The organism is Bradyrhizobium sp. 159 (assembly GCF_023073795.1).
Classification (GTDB): Bacteria; Pseudomonadota; Alphaproteobacteria; order Rhizobiales; family Xanthobacteraceae; genus Bradyrhizobium.
Map to the genome: position 1 here is coordinate 92,456 of NZ_JADPKE010000005.1, position 20,964 is coordinate 113,419.

The 20,964-nt window shown below is 64.3% G+C and carries 17 protein-coding genes, 1 tRNA gene and 1 pseudogene; 4 read left to right on the forward strand and 15 right to left on the reverse strand.

Annotation, left to right across the window (positions count from 1 at the left end; translation table 11 throughout):
• Positions 1-93 precede the first annotated feature (93 nt).
• Both IVA96_RS00920 and IVA96_RS00925 read left to right on the forward strand, forming a co-directional pair.
• On the forward strand, positions 94-294 hold the full coding sequence (locus tag IVA96_RS00920) for a hypothetical protein (protein ID WP_247414992.1): 201 nt from the start codon (positions 94-96) through the stop codon (positions 292-294).
• A gap of 297 nt (positions 295-591) precedes the next feature.
• Positions 592-1,809, forward strand: a complete 1,218-nt coding sequence (locus IVA96_RS00925) for an FAD-binding oxidoreductase (RefSeq protein ID WP_247414993.1) — start codon at positions 592-594, stop codon at positions 1,807-1,809.
• A gap of 173 nt (positions 1,810-1,982) precedes the next feature.
• On the opposite strand, the gene IVA96_RS00930 is transcribed toward IVA96_RS00925, so the two are convergent.
• Together IVA96_RS00930 and IVA96_RS00935 are read right to left on the reverse strand one after the other, a co-directional pair.
• Positions 1,983-2,059: transfer RNA gene (locus IVA96_RS00930), tRNA-His, on the reverse strand.
• A 425-nt stretch (positions 2,060-2,484) separates the two neighbouring features.
• Positions 2,485-2,919 carry a phasin gene (locus IVA96_RS00935; protein WP_247277493.1) on the reverse strand — a complete coding sequence of 145 codons (435 nt, stop codon included), beginning with the start codon at positions 2,917-2,919 and terminating at the stop codon, positions 2,485-2,487.
• A gap of 686 nt (positions 2,920-3,605) precedes the next feature.
• Between IVA96_RS00935 and IVA96_RS00940 the strand changes: the two genes are divergently transcribed.
• Positions 3,606-6,968: a PAS domain S-box protein gene (locus IVA96_RS00940; protein WP_247277494.1), complete on the forward strand. Its 3,363-nt coding sequence runs from the start codon at positions 3,606-3,608 to the stop codon at positions 6,966-6,968.
• A gap of 55 nt (positions 6,969-7,023) precedes the next feature.
• On the opposite strand, the pseudogene IVA96_RS00945 reads toward IVA96_RS00940, so the two are convergent.
• From IVA96_RS00945 to IVA96_RS01000, 12 genes and pseudogenes are all read right to left on the reverse strand, one after another.
• A pseudogene (locus IVA96_RS00945) lies at positions 7,024-7,206 on the reverse strand (hypothetical protein); the annotation flags it as partial.
• A 397-nt stretch (positions 7,207-7,603) separates the two neighbouring features.
• Positions 7,604-8,776, reverse strand: coding sequence for a thiolase family protein (locus tag IVA96_RS00950; protein WP_247414996.1), 1,173 nt, complete (start codon positions 8,774-8,776; stop codon positions 7,604-7,606).
• A 347-nt stretch (positions 8,777-9,123) separates the two neighbouring features.
• Positions 9,124-10,713: a phosphoglycerate dehydrogenase gene (serA, locus tag IVA96_RS00955; RefSeq protein ID WP_247277496.1), complete on the reverse strand. Its 1,590-nt coding sequence runs from the start codon at positions 10,711-10,713 to the stop codon at positions 9,124-9,126.
• 140 nt (positions 10,714-10,853) lie between these two features.
• Positions 10,854-12,026: a phosphoserine transaminase gene (locus tag IVA96_RS00960; protein WP_247277497.1), complete on the reverse strand. Its 1,173-nt coding sequence runs from the start codon at positions 12,024-12,026 to the stop codon at positions 10,854-10,856.
• Positions 12,027-12,105: 79 nt separating this feature from the next.
• Positions 12,106-12,312 carry a hypothetical protein gene (locus tag IVA96_RS00965; RefSeq protein ID WP_247277498.1) on the reverse strand — a complete coding sequence of 69 codons (207 nt, stop codon included), beginning with the start codon at positions 12,310-12,312 and terminating at the stop codon, positions 12,106-12,108.
• Positions 12,313-12,470: 158 nt separating this feature from the next.
• Positions 12,471-12,935, reverse strand: a complete 465-nt coding sequence (locus IVA96_RS00970) for a GNAT family N-acetyltransferase (RefSeq protein WP_247277499.1) — start codon at positions 12,933-12,935, stop codon at positions 12,471-12,473.
• Between the two features lie 16 nt (positions 12,936-12,951).
• A complete protein-coding gene (locus IVA96_RS00975) occupies positions 12,952-13,542 on the reverse strand; it encodes a glutathione S-transferase family protein (RefSeq protein ID WP_247414999.1) in 591 nt (196 codons plus the stop codon).
• 72 nt (positions 13,543-13,614) lie between these two features.
• Positions 13,615-14,424 (reverse strand): outer membrane beta-barrel protein, encoded by an 810-nt coding sequence (locus IVA96_RS00980; protein ID WP_247415001.1) that lies wholly within the window; start codon positions 14,422-14,424, stop codon positions 13,615-13,617.
• A 167-nt stretch (positions 14,425-14,591) separates the two neighbouring features.
• Positions 14,592-15,431 carry an outer membrane beta-barrel protein gene (locus tag IVA96_RS00985; protein WP_247277502.1) on the reverse strand — a complete coding sequence of 280 codons (840 nt, stop codon included), beginning with the start codon at positions 15,429-15,431 and terminating at the stop codon, positions 14,592-14,594.
• Between the two features lie 238 nt (positions 15,432-15,669).
• Positions 15,670-16,914: an MFS transporter gene (locus IVA96_RS00990; protein ID WP_247277503.1), complete on the reverse strand. Its 1,245-nt coding sequence runs from the start codon at positions 16,912-16,914 to the stop codon at positions 15,670-15,672.
• 259 nt (positions 16,915-17,173) lie between these two features.
• A complete protein-coding gene (gene glmM / locus IVA96_RS00995; RefSeq protein WP_247277504.1) occupies positions 17,174-18,517 on the reverse strand; it encodes a phosphoglucosamine mutase in 1,344 nt (447 codons plus the stop codon).
• 220 nt (positions 18,518-18,737) lie between these two features.
• Positions 18,738-18,905: a hypothetical protein gene (locus IVA96_RS01000; RefSeq protein ID WP_247277505.1), complete on the reverse strand. Its 168-nt coding sequence runs from the start codon at positions 18,903-18,905 to the stop codon at positions 18,738-18,740.
• A gap of 103 nt (positions 18,906-19,008) precedes the next feature.
• On the opposite strand from IVA96_RS01000, the gene IVA96_RS01005 reads away from it, so the two are divergent.
• Positions 19,009-20,151 (forward strand): alpha-hydroxy acid oxidase, encoded by a 1,143-nt coding sequence (locus IVA96_RS01005; protein WP_247277506.1) that lies wholly within the window; start codon positions 19,009-19,011, stop codon positions 20,149-20,151.
• 179 nt (positions 20,152-20,330) lie between these two features.
• Here IVA96_RS01005 and IVA96_RS01010 read toward each other — a convergent pair whose 3' ends face one another.
• Positions 20,331-20,957 carry a hypothetical protein gene (locus IVA96_RS01010; RefSeq protein WP_247277507.1) on the reverse strand — a complete coding sequence of 209 codons (627 nt, stop codon included), beginning with the start codon at positions 20,955-20,957 and terminating at the stop codon, positions 20,331-20,333.
• Positions 20,958-20,964: the final 7 nt, after the last annotated feature.

Here is a 20,964-nt window from a genome sequence, read left to right on the forward strand (position 1 = left end):
TGGACATCGGCGCCGCGCTCGCTTGGCTTGGCCCCGTCTCTTTAGAGAAGCGGCTGCACCGAAGAGATCGACAGGATAGCGCACCCGGCTCTCATGATGTCGTCAGATGAGCGCGCGGCCAAGCTGCTGGAGCTGGAAGCGGAGCTACTGGCTCGCGACCGCGACGAGGAAGCGCTGATCGAACTCAGCGAAGAGCAAGGCGCAGCCTTTCGCAGGCTGGACGCGGACCCGCGCGCCGTACTCGGCATCGTCATTGCGCGCGTCAAGAAGCCGGAGCGGATCAGGGCGGCTTAGCGCACGGCCCTTCCGCTTGCAGTGGTCTCGGGAGGGTATTGCTCGGAGCGCACCGACACGCTCCGCGCCAGCGAGCCACCGCTGCTTCGTCCGCATCGGCGGTGGCGGCTCGCCCTTCCTTGGCGCTTGCATCGAGTCCGCTCCGGCTTCGCAAGCAGGCGTGCCGGCACCGTCAATGCATGTCAGTCGCGGGCTATAAGCAGCCCTTGCGGCGCTATTGTCCAGAGAACGGGGAATGGTCACCGACCTCCACCGCGTGGTAGGTTTCGCTGCTGATGGATTTCAGGAGGCATTGTCATGATAAGCAAGGCCGATGTTATCGTCATTGGTTCCGGCGGCCTCGGCGCTGCCACAGCATATTACCTAAGCAAGCAAAAAGGTCTCAGGGTCGCGCTTGTCGACAAGCATGACATTGGATCGCAGACCTCGCCGCGCGCTGCAGGCATGGTGAGCTGCGTTCGCAAAAGCGAATTGATGATTAGCCTCATCAAGCACGCTTGCCGCAAGATTGAAGCGTTCACGGAAGAAACCGGGCAGCCTCTCGATTGGGTGCATTCGGGCAGCCTGAAGATCGCGCGTCGGCCGCAAGACGCGGAGGTTCTCAAGACCGATTTTGAACGCGGCCGCCGTATGGGCCTTGATGTCGAGCTGATCTCTCCGGAGCAGGCAAGCGGCCTCAATCCATTTTTGAAGCCAACAGGCGTCGTAGCGGCGATGAGGATCGCTGACGACAGGTATTTCGACCCAGCGCAGGTTGCAGTCGGCTTCGCCAGAGCAGCAGCGGCTGTGGGTGCAACCGTGCTGCCGAAGACGGGCGTGCTCACCGTAAACATCAGCGCTGGCAAGGTGACCGGCGTAACGACCGCGAAAGGCATCATTGAAGGCCCGGTCGTCGTCGATGCAGCCGGTGCATGGACGCGACAGGTAGCGGAGGCAAGCGGGATTCGTGTACCGTTGAAACCCACCCGGCAGCAACTGATCGTCACGGAACCTCTGGATGGCGCGCGCGCTGACCTGCCGATGGTTCGGATCATGGATGCCGCCGTGTATACGCGTCCCTGCCAGGGCGGCTTCCTTTGGGGTGTCTACGAGGAAACGCCGCGTTTTTTCGATATGCAATCGCTCGGGGCCAATTTCGACATCAAGGACATGCCCCTCGACATTGAGGTGCTTTGTTCAGCCGCGATTGAAGTGAAGGATCAACTCCCGATCCTGCATACTGCCAAGGTGCGGGAATTTCGCGGTGGCATTCCGACCATGACCGCTGACGGCCATCATATCCTTGGCCCGGCTCCTGGAGCGGCGGGCTTCTATTTTGCAAGCGGATGCAATGTCGCCGGGCTTTCAATCTCGCCAGCCGTCGGAGAGGCACTTGCAACTTGGATTATCGATGGCAGGCCGCCCATCGATCTATCGCCTATGTCTGTCATGCGCTTCAAAGACCAATTGTGGTCTGAAGCTCAATTGGAGGAGCAAGCCGCATGGCAATACAGGCACTTCTACGGCGCGGTCTGACTTCTCCTGGATCGTGAGAGAGGCGAGTAAAGAGAGTCATCGAACCACTTTTGGAATGACGGCTTCGGGTCCAAAGGCCGGCAGCATGCTGGTCGTGCCCACGTTCCGCTCAGCGCCTTTAATAGACCAAGCGAATAGACCGTGGGCGCAGGGGCTCGACTCTTTGAGATCATTGGTACAGTTGGGTGGGCTCGAACCACCGACCTCCTGTTCCACAGACAGGCGCTCTAACCAACTGAGCTACAACTGCATCCTGGCGAGCCGCGCCTTGGGACGCCCTCAGGTAAGGGCCGGTGCCGAGGGGGGCTGGACGGGGCGGAAACTAGGTGCAACCGGCGTTTTTGGCAAGGCCGCAAAACCCGATATTTGGCCCTCTCCGAGGCGAGATCGGCTGGGCGTCCCTCACCGCTCCCCAGCGGGGAGAGGTCGGATTGCTTTGGCGCGCAAGTGCGCGCCCTGAGCAATCCGGGTGAGGGGCCGCGTCCCGCAGTGAGGCTTGAACCCCTCACCTGGATCGCAGCTTCGATGCGATCCGACCTCTCCCTTTGGGAGAGGTGGTCCGAATTCTTGGCGCAGGTCGATTAAACCCAGGCCGCATCGCCCGCAGCGTCGTTTCCAAAGAAAAACCCGGGACTTTCGGCCCGGGTTTCTCAATCACTTCAAGTCCGGTCCGCCTCAGGCGGCGGGCTTGTAGAACTTCTCGGCGCTGGCCTTGATCGGCTCGGCGGTCTCGGCGGCGACGCGCTGGCTGAGCTCGATCAACTCCTTGGCCTGCGACTGCAAGGTCTCGAACTGCTTGCGGGTATGGCCGGTCCACAGCTCCAGCACTTCGGCCGGCGACTTGAGGCCGAACAGCTGCTGGGCAAAGTCCAGCTGGGCGCTGGTGTTGGCCTTCATGAACTCCACCAGCTTGGCGGTGTACTCGCTCGCGCCCTTGCTGGCGGAGGTGAACACGGCTTCCACGGTGCCGTTGTGGGTTTCGGCGGCGTCCTTGAACTTGGCGTAGTTCTCGCGGACCTGCGACACGCCCTTTTCGGCGAACGCACGCATCTGCTCGGGAACCTCGAACGGAATGATCGAGGCAGAAAACGGATCAGTCGCACCTGTCATGTTGTCCCTCACGCTAAATGAAAAAATGGAGTGAGCCTTCTGGCGCGCCCGCCGGCCCCAATTTGGGCCCTCGCATTCAGCGGGTACGAAGACTGGAAACGCGAAACAAATGAGATGGCTCGCCCAGCGCCTAGGACTATGGCAGCCCATCGTGTCAACATTGTGCATTGCACTGTGCCAGGAGGGTGCGTTGCGAGAATTTAATCCCGCAGGATGAAGTTCCCGATTGGGAAACCGGTGGTTGAGTAGCTGGGTGCGTTGTTGGTTAGCCAGAGAGATCCACTCTCTCGTTCCCTCGCCCTGGAGGGGCAGGAGGAGTCCCATTCGGGGACTTTTCCGGAGGGCATCGGCTTGGGTGCAGCATCAACAGTTGGCACCTTTTCCTGGGCTACCCCCCTCCCTAGCCCTCCCCACAAGGGGGGAGGGAACGGGACTTCGTCGTAGCAACGAGGAGTCTCTTCCGCCAACCGGGATGATGAGGGTCGTCCCGCGAAACCCTTGGATGCAACGGCGTTGCGGCTTGCGGGGTCGGCTGGATTAAGGTTATCGCGGCTTTGGGCCGTGTGCGAAGGGCCGCAGCCGTGGACCTGCCCGCGGGCGCAGGCGATACTAACCCCTTCTTAAGGCTGTCATTCGCGGCAGCCGCCTTAACGCGATGCTGACAAGCGAGACTTAAAGCCGGTCGGATGAAGAGTTCGGATTTCCAGTTGCGAGGCGTGGGCGATCCCCGGCTGGCCGTGCACGCGACCTCTCCGCTGCCCGCCTGGCTCTGGTCGATCGACGGCACGCGCGTGCTCTGGGCCAATCCGGTCGGCGCAAAACTGTTCGGCGCGGCCCATGCCACAGCCCTCGCGGACAGGACGTTCGGCCCGGCGGACAGCCACCGCCGCCAGGTCGCCCGGCTCGCCCGCAGCCTGCCGCCGACCGGCACTGTGCGGCTCGAACGGCTGCGCGGCTTCGGCGCCCGGCTCGGCATGCTGATGACCTGCGCCTGCGCCCGCCTCCACTTCGCCGATGGCAGCCATGGCGTGCTTGTCGCCGCGATGGACCCGTCGCTGAGCAGCATGCCGCTGCTCGAGCGGCTGCTTCGTCTCGTCGACGGCGCCAAGGTGCCGATGGCCGCGTTCGCGCCTGACGGCCTGTTCGTCGGCGCCAGCGAGGCCGCCCGTTCTCTGCTCGGCTTTCGCGATCTCGGCGAAGCGGGCCTCGACCGGGCCCGCAGCGAAGCGCTGACCTGCGGCCGCGCCGCGACGCCGATCGGAATCGGCCAGATGGTGCTGCAACGGGTCGGCACGGGCGCCGATATCGGCCTTATCGCGCTGATCGAGCCCACCGCCGCGCAACAGGCGCCCGCAGCATGGGCGCCGGAGAATACGACGGAAGCCACAGCCGAAGCCCCGGTCGAAGCGGCGCAGCAGGACGCCGAGATGACGAACGAGCCGTCATCGCTGGATGCGGAGGCCGGGATCGCATTGTTCGACGCCTTCGCTGAGCCGATCGAAACATCCGACATAGCCGCGACGACGACGCCCGCGCCCGAACCGGCCGTGAGCGAAGCGGCCGTGGACGCCGTGCAAGAACCGGCGCCCGAGCAGACCGCGGAGGCCGCGGCCAAAACTCCGGTTGAAAACTGCGCCCAGGCCATCGTGTCGCCGCGGCCGGCGCCGATCACTATCGGCATGGTCGAGCCGCCGCCGGGCCACGAGAAGACGCCCGCACCGCGTCAGCATCCGCTGCGCTTCCTCTGGCAGATGGATGCCGAGGGACGCTTTGTGCTTCGCTCCGACGAATTCATCCGTCTCATCGGTCCGCACACCGCCGCCCGCTTCGGCCGCCGCTGGCGCGAGATCGCCGCGGAATTTGCGCTCGATCCCGACGGGCGCATCGCAGAGGCGCTCGAGAGCCACGACACCTGGGCCGGCATCACCGTGAACTGGCCCGCCGATGGCGGCGAGCATCTTCCGGTCGAGCTCGCGGGCCTGCCGATCTACGATCGGGAGCGCAACTTCGCCGGCTTCAAGGGCTTTGGCGTCTGCCGCGATCTCGATGGCCTCAACCGGCTCGAGGCGCTCCGCCGCTTCGAGCTGCTGGCCGAAGCGCCGGCGCAGCACGGCCTGTCCGCCGAAAGCGTCGAGCCGGAGGCCGAGGCAGCGACGCCGCCTCCGCCGATCGCGCCGCCTGCGCCCGAGCCTGAAGCCGAACTGCCGGACCCCACACCCGACGCGAATTCACATCCAACCGATCCGGAAACGCCAGTGGAAACGCCGCCTCCAAACGTCGTGCCGTTCCGCCCGCATGGCGATGCACGCTCGCCGACGCTGACGCCGGTCGAGAACAGCGCGTTCAACGAGCTCGCCCGGCAATTGTCCGAGCGGCTCGAGCGCGACCGCGAGACGATTGCCGCCGACACGTCTGAGCCGCCGGCCGCCGAATTCGCGCCCGAACCACCCGCGCCGGAGCCCGAGGCGCCGCAGGCTGCGGCCGAATGGCTGACCGAGCCGGCGCCGCCGGCACGCGGCGAGCCCGTGCGCGACCGCGCGCTGCTCGACCTATTGCCGACCGGCATCCTGATCTATCGCCTCGACCGCCTGCTCTACGCCAACCCCGCCTTCCTCGCGCGCATGGGCTACGCAAACCTGAGCGCGCTGGAGGATGCCGGCGGGCTGGACGCGCTCTATGTCGAGCCGGGCGTCTCCACGGCCAGCAGCACGTCGCAAGCAGGCACGCCGGTGACGATCAGCGCGGCCATCGCGAACGGCGAAGAGCCGCTTGCGACCACGGAAGCGCATCTGCACACGATCGACTGGGACGGCGAGAGCGCGCATGCGCTGATCTGCGCGCTGCCGCAGGCCGCGCCAATGGTCGCCGCGCCCGATATCGCCGAGACGATTGTCTCCGAATCCTTGCCCTTTGCGCCCGAGCTCGAGCCCGCGGCCGGCGATGCCGACGCCGAGGATCTCGCCGCGATCCTGGACACCACGGCCGAGGGCATCGTGATGTTCGATGCCGAGGGCAACATCCACGCCTGCAACCGCAGCGCCGAGGCGCTGTTCGGCTATGACGGCGAAGCCCTGCTCGAGCAGAATCTGGCGACGCTGTTCGCCCCTGAGAGCCAGCAGATCGTCGCCGACTATCTCGAAAGCCTGAAGAGCCAGAACATTGCGAGCCTGCTCGACCACGGCCGCGAGGTGCTGGGCCGCGAGAAGAAGGGCGGCGTCATTCCGCTCGCGATGATCATGGGCCGCACACGGCCGGACGGCCCGAACTTCTTCGCCGTGTTCCGCGATCTCTCCCAGAGCAAGAAGGGCGAGAGCGAGCTGACGCGGGCCCGCCGTCTCGCCGACGGCGCAGCGACGGCCAAAGCCGACATGCTGGCGCGGATCAGCCACGAGATCCGCACCCCGCTCAACGCCATCATCGGCTTCGCCGAGGTGATGATCTCCGAGCGTTTCGGCGCACTCGGCAACGAGCGCTACGGCGAATACATGAAGGACATCCGCGCCTCCGGCGAGCGCGTCATCGCGATCATCGACGATCTCTTGGAGCTGTCGCGGATCGAGACCGGCAAGCTCGACCTCAACTTCGCCAACCTCAATCTCAACGACCTCGTCGAGGCCTGCGTCGTGGTGATGCAGCCGCAGGCCAATCGCGAGCGCATCATCATCCGCACCTCGCTGGCGCATGCGCTGCCGCAGGTCACGGTGGATGCGCGCGCGATGCGGCAGATCACCGTAAACCTGATCTCGAACTCGATCCGGCTTGCGAGCGCCGGCGGCCAGGTCATCGTCTCGACCGCGCTGACCGATCGCGGCGAGATCGCGCTGCGCATCCGCGACACCGGCCATGGCCTCAGCGAACGCGAAGTCGCCGCCGCGATGGAGCCGTTCCGCACCCCGCCGCCAGGCGACGCCGCGGACAGCTCCGCGCTCAGCCTATCGCTGACCAAGGCGCTGGTCGAAGCCAACCGCGCCCAGTTCAACATCAAGAACGCGGGCAATTCCGGCACGCTGATCGAGGTGGTGTTCGCACCGGCGCTGGCGAAGGCGTGAGTGAGCATTTTGCGGAGGGTCGGTCCCAACGGACCGGCCCTCCTTCACGCCGCTCTCAACGCTTGGCCGGCGGGCCGCTCTTGTTGCCCGGCAAGCCCTTAATGTTCGAGGTATCCTGCTGCTGGACGGTCGGGTTTTGCGAGTTCGAGCCAACCGTTCCGGTGCGAGCGGGAGGACCGTTCTTGTTGCCGGGAGCCCCAGCGATACCCGTCCCCGAGTTCTGCGCGCTGGGGACGTTGGCGACACCGCTGCTGCTGTCCGTGCGCGTGTGATCTCCCGGCGCGGTCGCGGCCGAGCCCGGCTTGTCCTGCGCTCCAACGTAGCCCGAGGCGCCGGAATTCTGCGTCTTGAGGCCTTTGTCCGCTTCGCTCTGCACGTTCTGGTTAGGTGTTGCCTGCTGCGCGATTGCGGGCCCCGCCATCAGCGGGGCCGCGATAAGGATGGCTGCCATTGTCGTTCGCATGAGCGTTTCTCCTCCGCTTGCCCCTTCGCGCGTAAACGCCCGACACCGCGAAGATTTCCAAACCAGCCGGAATAAAGCCTTCGGTTGCAGGAACCAGGTCTGCCGTGCTGTCGCTCAAACGAAAGGGCACGGCGCTTGTCGCGCCGTGCCCTACACAATCCTTGCGGTGGTCTCAGTGATAGATCTCGAACAGGCCGGCGCCGCCCTGGCCGCCGCCGATGCACATCGTCACCACGCCCCACTTGGCCTTGCGGCGTGCCCCTTCCTGGAGCAGATGGCCGGTGAGCCGCGCGCCGGTCATGCCAAAGGGATGCCCGATCGCGATCGAGCCGCCGTTGACGTTGTACTTGGCGGGATCGATGCCGAGCTTGTCGCGGCAATACAGGCATTGGCTGGCGAAGGCCTCGTTGAGCTCCCATAGATCGATGTCGTCGATCTTGAGTCCGGTGCGCTTCAAGAGCTTCGGAATCGCGAACACGGGGCCGATGCCCATCTCGTCGGGCTCGCAGCCCGCGGTCGCCCAGGCGACGAAGCGTCCGAGTGGCTTGAGGCCGCGCTTCTCGGCGTCCTTGGCTTCCATCAGCACCACGGCGGCCGCGCCGTCGGAGAGCTGGCTGGCATTGCCGGCAGTGACGTATTTGCCGGGGCCCTTCACCGGCTCGAGCTTGGCAAGGCCCTCCATCGTGGTATCGGGCCGGTTGCACTCGTCGCGATCGACGACGTAATCGACGATCGACTCCGCCTTGGTCTGCTTGTCGACGACCTTCATCTTGGTCTTCATCGGGACGATCTCGTCCTTGAACTTGCCGGCCTGCTGCGCCGCGGCCATGCGGCGCTGCGATTCCAGCGAGAACTCGTCCTGGTATTCGCGGCTGAGCTTGTAGCGTTCGGCGACGATATCGGCGGTGTCGATCATCGCCATGAAGATGTCAGGGGCGACCTTGAGCAGTTCCGGATCGATCGATTCCTTCGGCGAGCCGCCGCCGGGAATCGAGATGCTCTCGACGCCGCCGGCGACGATGCAGTCGGCGCCGTCGGAGCGGATCGAGTTGGCAGCCATCGCGATGGTCTGAAGCCCCGAGGAGCAGAAGCGGTTCACAGAAACGCCGGCGGTGGACTTCGGCAGGCCTGCGAGCAGCGCGGCCTGACGGCCGATGTTCGGCGCGCCATGAGCGCAGTTGCCGAGATAACAGTCCTCGACATAGTCCTTGTCGACGCCGGCGCGCTTCACCGCGTGCTGGATGGCGTGGGCGGCGAGCGACATCGGCGGCGTGATGTTGAACCCGCCGCGGCCGGACTTGGCCAGGCCCGTGCGCGCATAGGAAACGATGACGGCTTCACGCATGTGTTTCTCCCTTGTCGAACGATTTTGAACGGAGCGTCCTTACCGCCATTGGTACACAAAGTTTGGCCGAGGCGGGAGAAATAAAAACGCCGCCTCCGGTGACGGAGGCGGCGTTGTTCCGCGGGTCGGAATATATCTGCGCCGGGACGAAGGATCAGACTCATCAGACTCAAATGGCTGGTGCGAGTCACCTCTCCCCAGCGGGGAGAGGTCGGATTGCCATGGCGCGCAATTGCGCGCCTGAGCCATCCGGGTGAGGGGCCGCAGCATTCGGTGAGAGCCTAACCCCTCACCCGGATCGCATCTTGCGATGCGATCCGACCTCTCCCTACGGGAGAGGTGAAGGATCAGAACGTCAGCGCCTTGGCCTGCTTTACCTGCGGCAGCGCCTGCACCTTGGCGAGCAAATCGGCCGGCACGGCGCCGTCGACCTCGACCAGGGCAATGGCATCGCTGCCGGGCGCGACGCGGCCGAGATGGAAGGTGGCGATGTTGATCTTGGCGTCGCCGAGCAGGCTCGCGAATTTGCCGATGAAGCCCGGCTTGTCCTCGTTGGTGACGTAGATCATCGACTTGCCGAACTCGGCATCGACGCGGATGCCCTTGATGTCGACGAGGCGCGGCTTGCCGTCGGCATAGACGGTGCCCGAAACCGACCGCTCCTGCCGCTCGGTGATGACGGTGACGGTGATCAGGCTCTCATAGTCGCTCTGCGCCGCGCGCACGATCTCGTCCACCACCATGCCGCGCTCCTTGGCGACGACCGGCGCGGACACCACGTTGACCTCGCCCAGCATCGGGCGCAGCAGACCCGACAGCACCGCGGAGGTGATCGCCTTGATCTTCATCTCGGCGACGTGGCCTTCATAGGTGATCTCGACCTTGAGGATGCCACTCTCGGTGAGCTGGCCCGCGAACGAGCCGAGCTTCTCGGCGAGCGCGATGAACGGCTTCAGCTTCGGCGCCTCTTCCGCGGTGATCGAGGGGAAGTTGACCGCGTTCGAGATCGCACCGGTGAGCAGATAGTCCGACATCTGCTCGGCGACCTGGAGCGCGACGTTCTCCTGCGCTTCCGTGGTGGAGGCGCCGAGATGCGGCGTGCAGATCACGTTAGGATGGCCGAACAGCACGTTCTTGGTTGCGGGCTCCTCGACGAAGACATCGAAGGCGGCGCCGGCGATGTGCTTGGAATTGAGCGCATCGACCACCGCCTGCTCGTCGACGAGGCCGCCGCGGGCGCAGTTGATCAGGCGCACGCCCTTCTTCATCTTGGCGATCGCGGCCGCGTCGATGATGTTCCTGGTCTTCTCGGTGAGGGGGGTGTGCAAGGTGATGAAGTCGGCGCGCTTGAGGAGATCGTCGAGCTCGACCTTCTCGACGCCGATGTCCTTGGCGCGCTCCGGCGACAGGAACGGATCGAAGGCGATCACCTTCATGCGCAGGCCGAGCGCGCGATCGGCCACGATCGAGCCGATATTGCCACAGCCGACGACGCCTAACACCTTGCCGGTGATCTCGACGCCCATGAAGCGGTTCTTCTCCCACTTGCCGGCCTGGGTCGAGGCGTCGGCCTGCGGGATCTCGCGAGCGAGCGCCAGCATCAGGGTGATGGCGTGCTCGGCGGTCGTGATCGAATTGCCGAACGGCGTGTTCATCACGATGATGCCCTTGGCCGTGGCGGCGGGAATCTCGACATTGTCGACGCCGATGCCGGCGCGGCCGATCACTTTCAGCCTCGTCGCCTTCTCGATGATCTTGGCGGTCGCCTTGGTCGCGGAGCGGATCGCAAGGCCGTCGTAATTGCCGATGATCTCGGCGAGCTTGTCCTTGTCCTTGCCGAGATTGGGCTGGAAGTCGACTTCGACGCCGCGGTCCTTGAAGATCTGCACGGCGGCGGGCGAGAGCGCGTCGGAAATGAGAACTTTGGGTTTGGTCATGGGTGTGATCCGTGGGTGCGGGCTGCATTTACGGAACGTCATCCGCGGGCTTGACCCGCGGAACCATCTCTCTTGATTGATGGATGGCCGGGTCAAGCCCGGCCATGACGAGTTGAGATAACGCGACGAGTGAAACCTGCTCACGCCGCCTTGGGCAGAGCGGCCTTGGTCTCGGCAAAGGCCCAGTCGATCCACTGCGTCAGCAGCTCGACGTCCCTAGCCTCGACGGTGGCGCCGCACCAGATGCGCAGGCCGGCCGGCGCATCGCGGTAATAGGCGAAGTCGTAGCCTGCGCCTTCCTTCTCGACCAGCGCGACCAGCTTCTTGGAGAACTCGGCCTGCGCATCCTCGGAGAGCGAGGTGATCGCGGGATCGGTGAACTTCATGCACACCGAAGTGTTGGAGCGGATCGAAGGATCCTTCGCCAGGAAGTCGATCCAGGGCGTCTTCGCCTTCCAGTCGGCGAGCACCTTGGTATTGGCGTCGGCACGCGCGATCAGCGCCTTGAGGCCGCCGATCGACTTGGCCCAGTTCAGCGCGTCGAGATAATCCTCGACGCAGAGCATCGAGGGCGTGTTGATGGTCTCGCCGACGAAAATACCTTCGTTGATCTTGCCGCCCTTGGTCATGCGAAAGATCTTCGGCAGCGGCCAGGCCGGCTTGTAGGTTTCGAGCCGCTCCACCGCACGCGGCGACAGGATCAGCATGCCGTGGGCGGCTTCGCCGCCGAGCGCCTTCTGCCAGGAGAAGGTGACGACGTCGAGTTTTGCGAAATCGAGCGGCTGCGCGAATGCGGCCGAGGTCGCGTCGCAGATCGTGAGTCCTTCGCGGGTCGCGCTGATCCAGTTCGCGTTCGGCACGCGCACGCCAGACGTGGTCCCATTCCAGGTGAAGACGACGTCGCTCTTGGGATCCACCTTGGAGAGATCGGGGATCTCACCATAGGCTGCGTTCAGCTTGGTGACGTCCTTGAGCTTCAATTCCTTGACGATATCGCTGACCCAGCCTTCGCCGAAGGATTCCCAGGCAAGCGTGGTGACGGGCCGCGCACCAAGCAGCGACCACAGCGCCATCTCGACCGCGCCGGTATCCGAGGCCGGCACGATGCCGATGCGGTAATCGGCGGGGACCTCGAGCACTTCGCGCGTCAGATCGATCGCGAGCTTGAGCTTGGCCTTGCCCACCTTCGCGCGATGCGAGCGGCCGAGGGCTGCGTCCTTGAGATTTTGGGCGTTCCATCCGGGGCGCTTGGCGCAGGGGCCGGAGGAGAAATGCGGCACGTTCGGCCGCGAAGCGGGCTTCGCTACAGTCATGATCTACCCTTCCAGATAGTAAGCCTCCCGTTGGGGGGAGGTGTCCCGCCGCGGCTGATACGGGAATCGGGCAGACCAGTCAAGGAAGTTCCGGCGTCTCACGGCGGAGTGAAGGCGCCTCCGGCGCGAGATCAGGCGAGTCGACGGCAGCGAGCGCATTCAGCAAGTCCGTGGCTTCGCTGATCAATTGCGCGGCTCTGCGGCGGCTGCCGACCTTCAAAATGCATTTGTCATTGGCCTGCACGACGTAGTCGTTGCCGACCTTGATCATCGAATAGCTTGTCATCGAAATCCCCGAACCGACCGAGCTCGGTGTCTGACGCTGCCGTAGCACCGTTCGTTCCTTCATCAATGTGAACGACGGACGGGTAGTTTACCGGCTCTTAACACGAACGAATGCGCGATCCGATTCCGCTGATCGCGCAACGCCTGCGTCACGCTGCGTCAAAAGCGGACAGTCATACCGACATGACTCGCCGTGAAGCCGAGCCGCTTGTAGAAGCGCTGCGCATCGACACGCGTCTGATGCGTCAGCAGTTCGACGAGATTGCAGCCGCGTGCTTTCGCTTCCGCAACCGCCCATTGCACCAACCGCTCGCCGATGCCGCGGCTGCGACAATCGGAAGCAACGCGGACGTCTTCGAGCAAACCGCGCACGCCGCCTTGCGAGCTGATGCCGGGCAGGATCGCGAGTTGCAGGCAGCCGACCACCCTGCCCTCGCTCTCGGCGACCACAAGCGTCAGATTCGGATCGCGCTCGACCCGCGCAAATGCCTCGTAATAGGCGGCGGGCAGCGGATCCTCCACGCGCTCGCGTGCGCGTCCGAGATGGTCATCGGCGAGCATTGCAACGATCGCGGCGATGTCGTCGCGGCGCGCGCGGCGAATGGAGACGGCTTCGGCGTTCATGCGCGATGCTCCAGACTCAGCGCGCCGGCGCAAGGCCGAGAAAGGCCTCGGTCTGGTCGATCCAGCGGCGGATGGCCGCAAAGCGGCCGAGATCGAAGCCGCCCTCATGCGCAACGCGGGTATAGGCGAGCAGCGAGACATCCGCGAGCGAAACCGCCTCACCGGCGAGGAAGCGGCTGGCCGCAAGATGCTGCTCCATGCGCTCGAGCGCCGCATAACCGCGCTTGACCTTCTCAGGATCGAGCTCGGAGGCCTGCTTGCCGAGATAGACCAGGAGGAAGCGGCACACCGCGATATAGGGCTCGTGGCTGTACTGCTCCCAGAACAGCCATTCGTCCATCTTGGCATCGATGAAGGCGTCGCGCGGAACGAGGGCGCTGTCGCGTGCGAGATAGCGGATGATGGCATTGGATTGCGCCAGCGTGCGGCCGTCGTCGAACGCGACGGTCGGCACTTGGCCGGCGCCGTTCATCTTCAGGAATTGCGGCGTGCGCGTCTCGCCCTTGCTCGTGTCGATCTCAACCCACTGATAGGGCAATGCGAGCTTGTCGCAGACCCACTTCACCTTCAGACAATTGCCGGAATTGCTATCGCCGTAGATCTGCATCGCCGCCGTCCCGCTTTTGGGCGACAGAGCATCAGGACGGAAGGAGGCTGTCAACCGCGGCGTGTCGCCGCGTCAGAACTTGTAGCCGAGGCCGGCGCGGACGGTGTTGATGCTGGTGTCGACCTGGGACGTGAAGCGAATGTATTCCCACTCGGCGCGCATGAAGAGACCGCCGACGAGGTTGACGTCTACACCGAGGCCGCCGCTGTAGCCGTAGATCAGATGATTGTGCTGCGCTTCGCTCGCGGAGACCGGCCCCAGCAGAACGCCGGCGGGCGTCACGTAATCCTGAGCACTCACCGTGCGAACGATATCCGCGTTGCCGAGCGCGAGCCCGCCGAACACGTAGGGCAGGAAGCAGCCCCACGCGTAACCGGCCCTGCCGCGAAACGTTGCCATGTCCTTGATCGCGATCGAGGCCGTCGAACTCGCAGTCACGCTGTGCACGTTGCCGTCGGACAGCTGGAGGGTACGTGCTTCGCTGGCGGTGGTCGATCCTCCGAACTTACCGTGCAGGTAACTGGCTTCCAGGCCGATCACGACATCGTCCCACTGCCCATTGTAGCCCGCGAAAGCACCGTATCCACTGCTGCGCTGAGAGGCCTTTCCGAGGCCGAGATTCCATTGCGAGACCTGCATCTCCTGTTCGATCAGGGTGTCCGCGAGCAGCGCGGCCATCATATTGCTGGTCGACCCGTTGAAATTTTCGTCGGACGAGCCATAGCCGCCCTGGCCTCCGACATAGAAGCCCTGCCAGTTGACGCCGGATCTCGTCAGGCCGTCGGTGAAGCTGCCGCGCAGGATCGGCAGGTCCGGCATGTCGGCCGCATTTGCGGCGGACACCGTCCCCAACATCGCCGCCGCCACCATCAGCCTACGCATCGCAACGCTCCATGGACTCGAACAGTTGCGATGATCATCCCCTGTTAACCTTAACCAATGGTTGCGTCCGCCACGTTCGTCGCTGCTGCGCCATGAAAAATCCGCAAAGCAAAACGGCGCGGGCTGACCCCGCGCCGTTAAGAGACTTTAACCGATGAGGCTGCCGATCAGCCCTTGGTGACCAGCGGCGGCGCGTAGACCGGCGGGCTGTTGAGATCCCAGCGCACGCCGAGCTTGACGTCGTGCGAGGTGAGCTCCCTGATCTTGATAGAGGTCGGACCGGAGGCACTGTTGTCGAACAAGCGGTAGTTGCCAGGCGCCGCGTCGCCGAGGTTCATGTAGCTGTAGGCCAGTTCGACGGTGAACCCGGGATTGACCTTGTAGGCGAGACCGGCGTGAGCGGCCCAGGCGAAGTTCCACTTTCCGCTGTCTGCGAAGTAGGCGACGCTGTTGCTCGGAGTCGGGGTCAGCGCGGCGCTATAAGAAACGCCGTCGTCACGGAAGCCACTGATCTTGTTGTAGGAGCCGCCAACACCGGCGCCAATGAACGGGGTGATGCACCACCAGGTGCCGAGATCGACATAGGCATTCGCCATGACGACCCACTCGGACTTGCTCCCGCTGTAATTGTTTGTGCCGACGAAGCCGGGTCCAATGACGTTGTCCGCACCGTGCAGGTTAGCCTTGCCCCGGTACTGGCCGATCACGTCCGCACGGAACCAATTGTTGAAGCGATAGCCGACGCCGAGATCGAACAGTGGCGAAGAGTCGAAGCCGAGTCCCTCAGTCGACTTCTGATACCCAGCCGGCAGCGCGCTATCGATGCGCTTGGCACTCTGGTTGGTCATGCCAATATCACCGCGCAGATACCAGCCGCCGAAATCGGCGGGCGGGGCCGGCGGCGCGTACATCGGAGGGGGCGCCGCGATCGGCATATCGGCGGCGAATGCCATCGACGAGATCAGGGTTGCCGCACCCGCGGCGAGGAGAGACTTAACGCTACGCATTGGCTTCGTCCTTATGGCCGGTGAGGCAAAATGCAGCCGCCCCACGTTCTGGAAACTCACGGGAGGACGATGGCACCAAATGTTTAAGCGCCGCTTAACCCTAATTTTTAAGGTTGATTTTTTCTGACAGTACACGCGCGCGCCGCGCCAGCGTTGCAAAAAAGCAGCGCCAAATGCGACTTCCTTCGCCGCATTCCCTAACGATGTGTGAAACCGCAAGGCGGCAAGAGAGGATGTGTTAACGCGCGTGCCGCGGCAGCCTGGGTAGGAACACTGCAAGCAGGCCGATCGCCGGCAGAAAAGCGCAGACCTGATAGACGAAAGCGATCGAGGTGTGGTCGGCGAGCTTGCCGAGCACGGCCGCGCCCAGCCCACCGATGCCGAAGGCGACACCGAAGAACACGCCGGAGATCATGCCGAAGCGATGCGGCACCAGTTCCTGCGCGAACACGATGATCGATGACGTCGTCGAGGAGATGATCAGGCCGATGACGACGCTGAGCACCGCGCTCGCATAGAGGCCGGCATAGGGCAGCGCCAGCGTGAACGGCAGCGCGCCGAGGATCGAGATCCAGATCACGATCTTGCGGCCGAAGCGGTCGCCCAAGGGACCGCCGAGAAACGCACCCACGGCGTTCGCCGCCAGGAAGATGAAGAGATAGATCTGCGCAGCCTGCGTCGACACGCCGAAGCGGTCGATCAGGTAGAAGATGTAATAGCTCGACAGGCTCGATACGTAGAGCTGCTTGGAGAACAAGAGCGCGACCAGCACGAGCAGCGCGACCGCGACGCGGCGCGAGCTCGGACCACCCGGCTGGCTGTGAACGGGGGCTGCCTTCTTCGCCGTGATCTGCGGCGCGTACCAGCGGCCGATGCGCCACAGGATGAGGATCGCGAGGAAGGCGATCGAAGAGAACCAGGCGATGCTGCCCTGCCCGAACGGCACGACGATGAGCGCGGCCAGCACCGGTCCCATCGAGGTGCCGAAACTGCCGCCGAGCTGGAACACGGATTGCGCAAAGCCGTAGCGGCCGCCGGAGGCGAGCCGCGCGATGCGCGCCGACTCCGGGTGAAACACCGCCGAGCCGAGACCGACCAGCGCGGCGGCGACGAGAATGACGAGGTATTGATGCGCGGCGCTGAGCAGCAAGAGGCCGAAGAAGGTCGAGGCCATGCCGATCGCCAGCGAATAGGGCTGCGCCTTCTTGTCGGTGTAGTGCCCGACCACCGGCTGGAGCAGCGAGGCCGTGAACTGGAAGGCCAGCGTGATCATGCCGATCTGCGCGAAATCGAGCGCATAGGTGTCCTTCAGGATCGGATACACCGAGGCGATCAGCGACTGCATGGTGTCGTTGAGGAAGTGCGAGACGCTGATGCCGGCGAGCACCACGTAGACCGGCCCTGGCGCTTTGGCGGGCGCCACGTCGTTGACGACGACGGGCTCGGTCAGTGTTTCCTCTGAGACGACGACAGGCTTGTTCAATGCAGCAATCCCGGCGCGGCAGATTGCCGCGACCTCTTAGGTACGATGCAAGCGGCAGTAGAACCAGCGTCAACGGCAAATAGCTGGGATGCGCGGGTCTTACCCTCTCCCCTTGTGGGAGAGGGTGGATCGCCGCGTCAGCGGCGAGACGGGTGAGGGGTCTGCCTCCGCGAGTCTCTCTAGCAGTTGGGGGCGAGGATAGAACCCATCATCCGGCGCTTCGCGCCACCTTCTCCCACAAGGGGAGAAGGAAGAGCCCTTACGCCGCCGCCTGGCCCAGCGCGGAGACGATAGTGTCGACGACGTCCTCGACCAGGATGCGGTCCTCGCCCTCGCCCATGACGCGGATCACGGGCTCGGTGCCGGAGGAGCGGATCAGGAGGCGGCCGTGGCCGTTGAGGCGCTTCTCGCCGTCGGAGATCGCCGACTTGACGTCGGAATCGTCGAGCGGCTTGCCGCCCTTGTGGCGGACGTTCTTCAGGATCTGCGGCAGCGGATCGAAGCGGTGGCAGACTTCGGAGACGGGGCGGCGCAGCTTCTGCACCACCGCCAGCACCTGCAGGGCCGCAACGAAGCCGTCGCCGGTGGTCGCGTAGTCGGACAGGATGATGTGGCCGGACTGCTCCCCGCCGAGATTGTAGCCGCCGTTCAGCATCTGCTCGAGCACGTAGCGGTCGCCGACCGGCGTGCGGACGAGATCGAGCCCCTGCCCGTTGAGGAAGCGCTCGAGGCCGAGATTGGACATCACGGTGGCGACGATGCCCGGCCGCGACAGCCGGCCGTCCTCCTTCCAGCTTTGCGCGATCACCGCGAGCAGCTGGTCGCCGTCGACCAGATGGCCGCGCTCGTCGACCAGGATGACGCGATCGGCGTCACCGTCGAGCGCAATGCCGATGTCGGCGCGCATCTCGCGCACTTTCTTCGACAAGGCTTCCGGCGAGGTGGAGCCGCATTCCTTGTTGATGTTGAAGCCGTCGGGCTCGACGCCGATCGGCACCACATCCGCACCCAATTCCCATAGCGCTTCCGGCACCACCTTGTAGGCGGCGCCATTGGCGCAATCGATCACAACGCGCAGGCCGTCGAGCGACAGATCGCGCGGCAGCGTGCGCTTGGCGAATTCGATGTAGCGGTCATGCACGCCGTCGATGCGGCGGGCGCGCCCCAGGCTCGCGCTCTGTGCGAGACGCTTGTCGAGGGATTCATCGAGCAGCTGCTCGATCTGCCTCTCGACGTCGTCGGAGAGCTTGAAGCCCTGCGGGCCGAACAGCTTGATGCCGTTGTCCTCGAACAGATTGTGCGAAGCCGAAATCATGACGCCGAGATCGGCCCGCATGGATTTGGTCAGCATCGCGACCGCCGGTGTCGGCATCGGGCCGACTAGCAGCACGTCCATGCCGACCGAAGTGAAGCCCGCGACCATCGCGTATTCGATCATGTAGCCGGACAGGCGGGTGTCCTTGCCGATCACGACTCGATGGCGATGGTCACCGCGCTGAAACGCAAGCCCTGCGGCTTGGCCGACCTTGAGCGCGAGCTCCGGCGTGATCAGTCCGTTGGCGCGGCCCCGAATCCCGTCCGTCCCGAAATATTTGCGGCTCATATCGTCCCCCAGGCAACAACCAGGGACCCCTCTACAACCACGGGCTGCCCGAAAGGGCCCCGCATCCCTGATTTGCCGAGCACTTATAAAGCCATCGCGGCTAAGTTGGCTTCAAAAAATATGATAAATCATTACGGAACCGGGCACGCCGCTGCCCTGATAACGTATTGTTACATTATATTTCCGAACTGGGAAGCCGGAACGGGAACGGAACCTGTCCCTAGCCGGTGCGCTTCACATGCCCGTCCCCGCGGCTCGGCGGCGGCTGGGTGACATTGACGGGATCGGAGGCGGGAAAGGTCTCTTCCAGACCTTCTTCCAGCGCTTCCTCGAGGGCGCGCTTCTCCTTGGTCTCTTCCGGCGAAGGTCCGGCGTGCGGCCTCGTCATGGCGCCCTCCTGCAAAACGGTCTGGCAAACGATTTGGCTGTGCATCCAACCATGCTAGATGACCCCGAAATCATCCGATGCAAGACGGGCCGGGGAAACGATCATGAAGCACATCACCTGTATCGACGATCTCCGTGCGCTGCATAAGCGCCGCGTGCCGAAGGCGTTCTTCGATTATTGCGACCGCGGCTCCTATGCCGAGGAGACGCTGCGCGCCAACCGCGAGGACATGCAGGCGATCAAGTTCCGCCAGCGCATCCTGGTCGACGTCTCCAAACGCGACACCTCGACCACAATCCTCGGCGAGCCCTCGACCATGCCGCTGATCCTCGCGCCCGTCGGCCTGCTCGGCATGCAGCATGGCGACGGCGAGATCCATGCCTGCCGCGCCGCGCAGGCCGCCGGTATCCCGTTCACGCAATCGACGATGTCGATCTGCTCGATCGAGGACATCGCCGCCAATGTCGAGAAGCCGTTCTGGTTCCAGCTCTATGTCATGAAGGACCGCGGCTTCATCAAGGACTTGATCCAGCGCGCCATCGCAGCGAAGTGCAGCGCGCTGGTGCTGACCGTCGATCTTCAGGTGATCGGCCAGCGCCACGCCGACATCAAGAACGGCATGACGGTACCGCCGGAATGGTCGCTATCGAAATTGCTGGATTTCGCCAGCAAGCCGGCCTGGGTTTCCGGCGTGCTGCAAGGCAAGCGCCGCACGTTCGGCAACATCGCCGGCCACGTGAAGAACACCGAGGATCTCAACCGCCTCGCCGAATGGACCGCGTCGCAGTTCGACACCTCGCTGAACTGGAAGGACGTCGAGTGGGTCCGCAGCATCTGGCCTGGCAAGCTCATCCTTAAGGGCATTTTGGACGTCGAGGATGCCGAGGAAGCCGCCAAGACCGGCGCGCAGGCCCTGGTCGTCTCCAACCATGGCGGCCGGCAGCTCGACGGCGCGCCGTCATCGATCGAGGTGCTGCCCGAGATTGCGGACGCGGTCGGCGAGAAGATGGAGATCATGTTCGACGGCGGCATCCGCTCCGGCCAGGACGTGATGCGCGCGCTCGCGCTCGGCGCCAAGTCCTGCATGATCGGCCGCGCCTATGCCTATGGCCTGGGGGCTGGCGGCCAGGCCGGCGTCGCCAAGGCGATCGACATCATCCAGAAGGAGCTGCTCACCACCATGGGCCTGTGCGGCGTCAACCGGATCGACGAGATCGACGATCATATCATTGCGGCAGCACCGTAGCGTCTTGGGTGGGCAGGGCGCTTGTCCACCGTAGCTCGACGAGCGAAGGCGGAAGCGTGGCGACCTTCGTTCCAAGTTGAGAGAAGACGTGGGCACGGCGCGAGCGCGCCTTTGCCCCTTGCTCGGCGAGATGCAGCAACACTAACAGCCTCGTCCCGGCGGAGGCGACCGCTCTCCCCTCACATTGGCGGCGTGAGGCCGTCGCGGCCGACGCTGACGCGGTTGGTCTCGAAAGAGCCGTCCGGCAATTGCTTCATGAAGGCGATGACCTTGGCACCGGTCTTCAGATCGGATTTGTCGCCGGGCACCAAGGTCACCACCGGGGTGTTGTCGGGAACGAACACCTTCTTCTCGCCGTCCTTGTACTTGACCAGCAGCGTGTGGCCGTCATTGCCGACCACGCTCTCGGCGACCGTCGCATTGGTCATGCTGGAGTTGGGCTTGAGGTCCCAGGGCCGCGAGCCCTCGCCGGTGCCGCGCATGCTCTCCGGAAACACGTGGACCTCGACCGCGTTCTGGCCGCCATCCGGCCCCGGCACGGTGGTGGCGCCGATGAACGAACCGGGCTTGATGTCGGCGAGTGAGATCTTGGTGATGCCCGAGACGTTCACATCAGCGGCGATGTGAAGCTTGAAATCTTCGCCGCTGCGCGACTTGACCTGCATGGTGTCGCCATTGACGTTCTCGATCGTGCCGCGCACACGCGTCGGCACCGGCGCTTTTTGGGCGGTGGCGCAGTAGGTCGAGAGGGTCACCATCGCGATGGCGAGAAGTGGACGTGTGAAAGTTGCGCGTTGAACAGACATGGCGGTC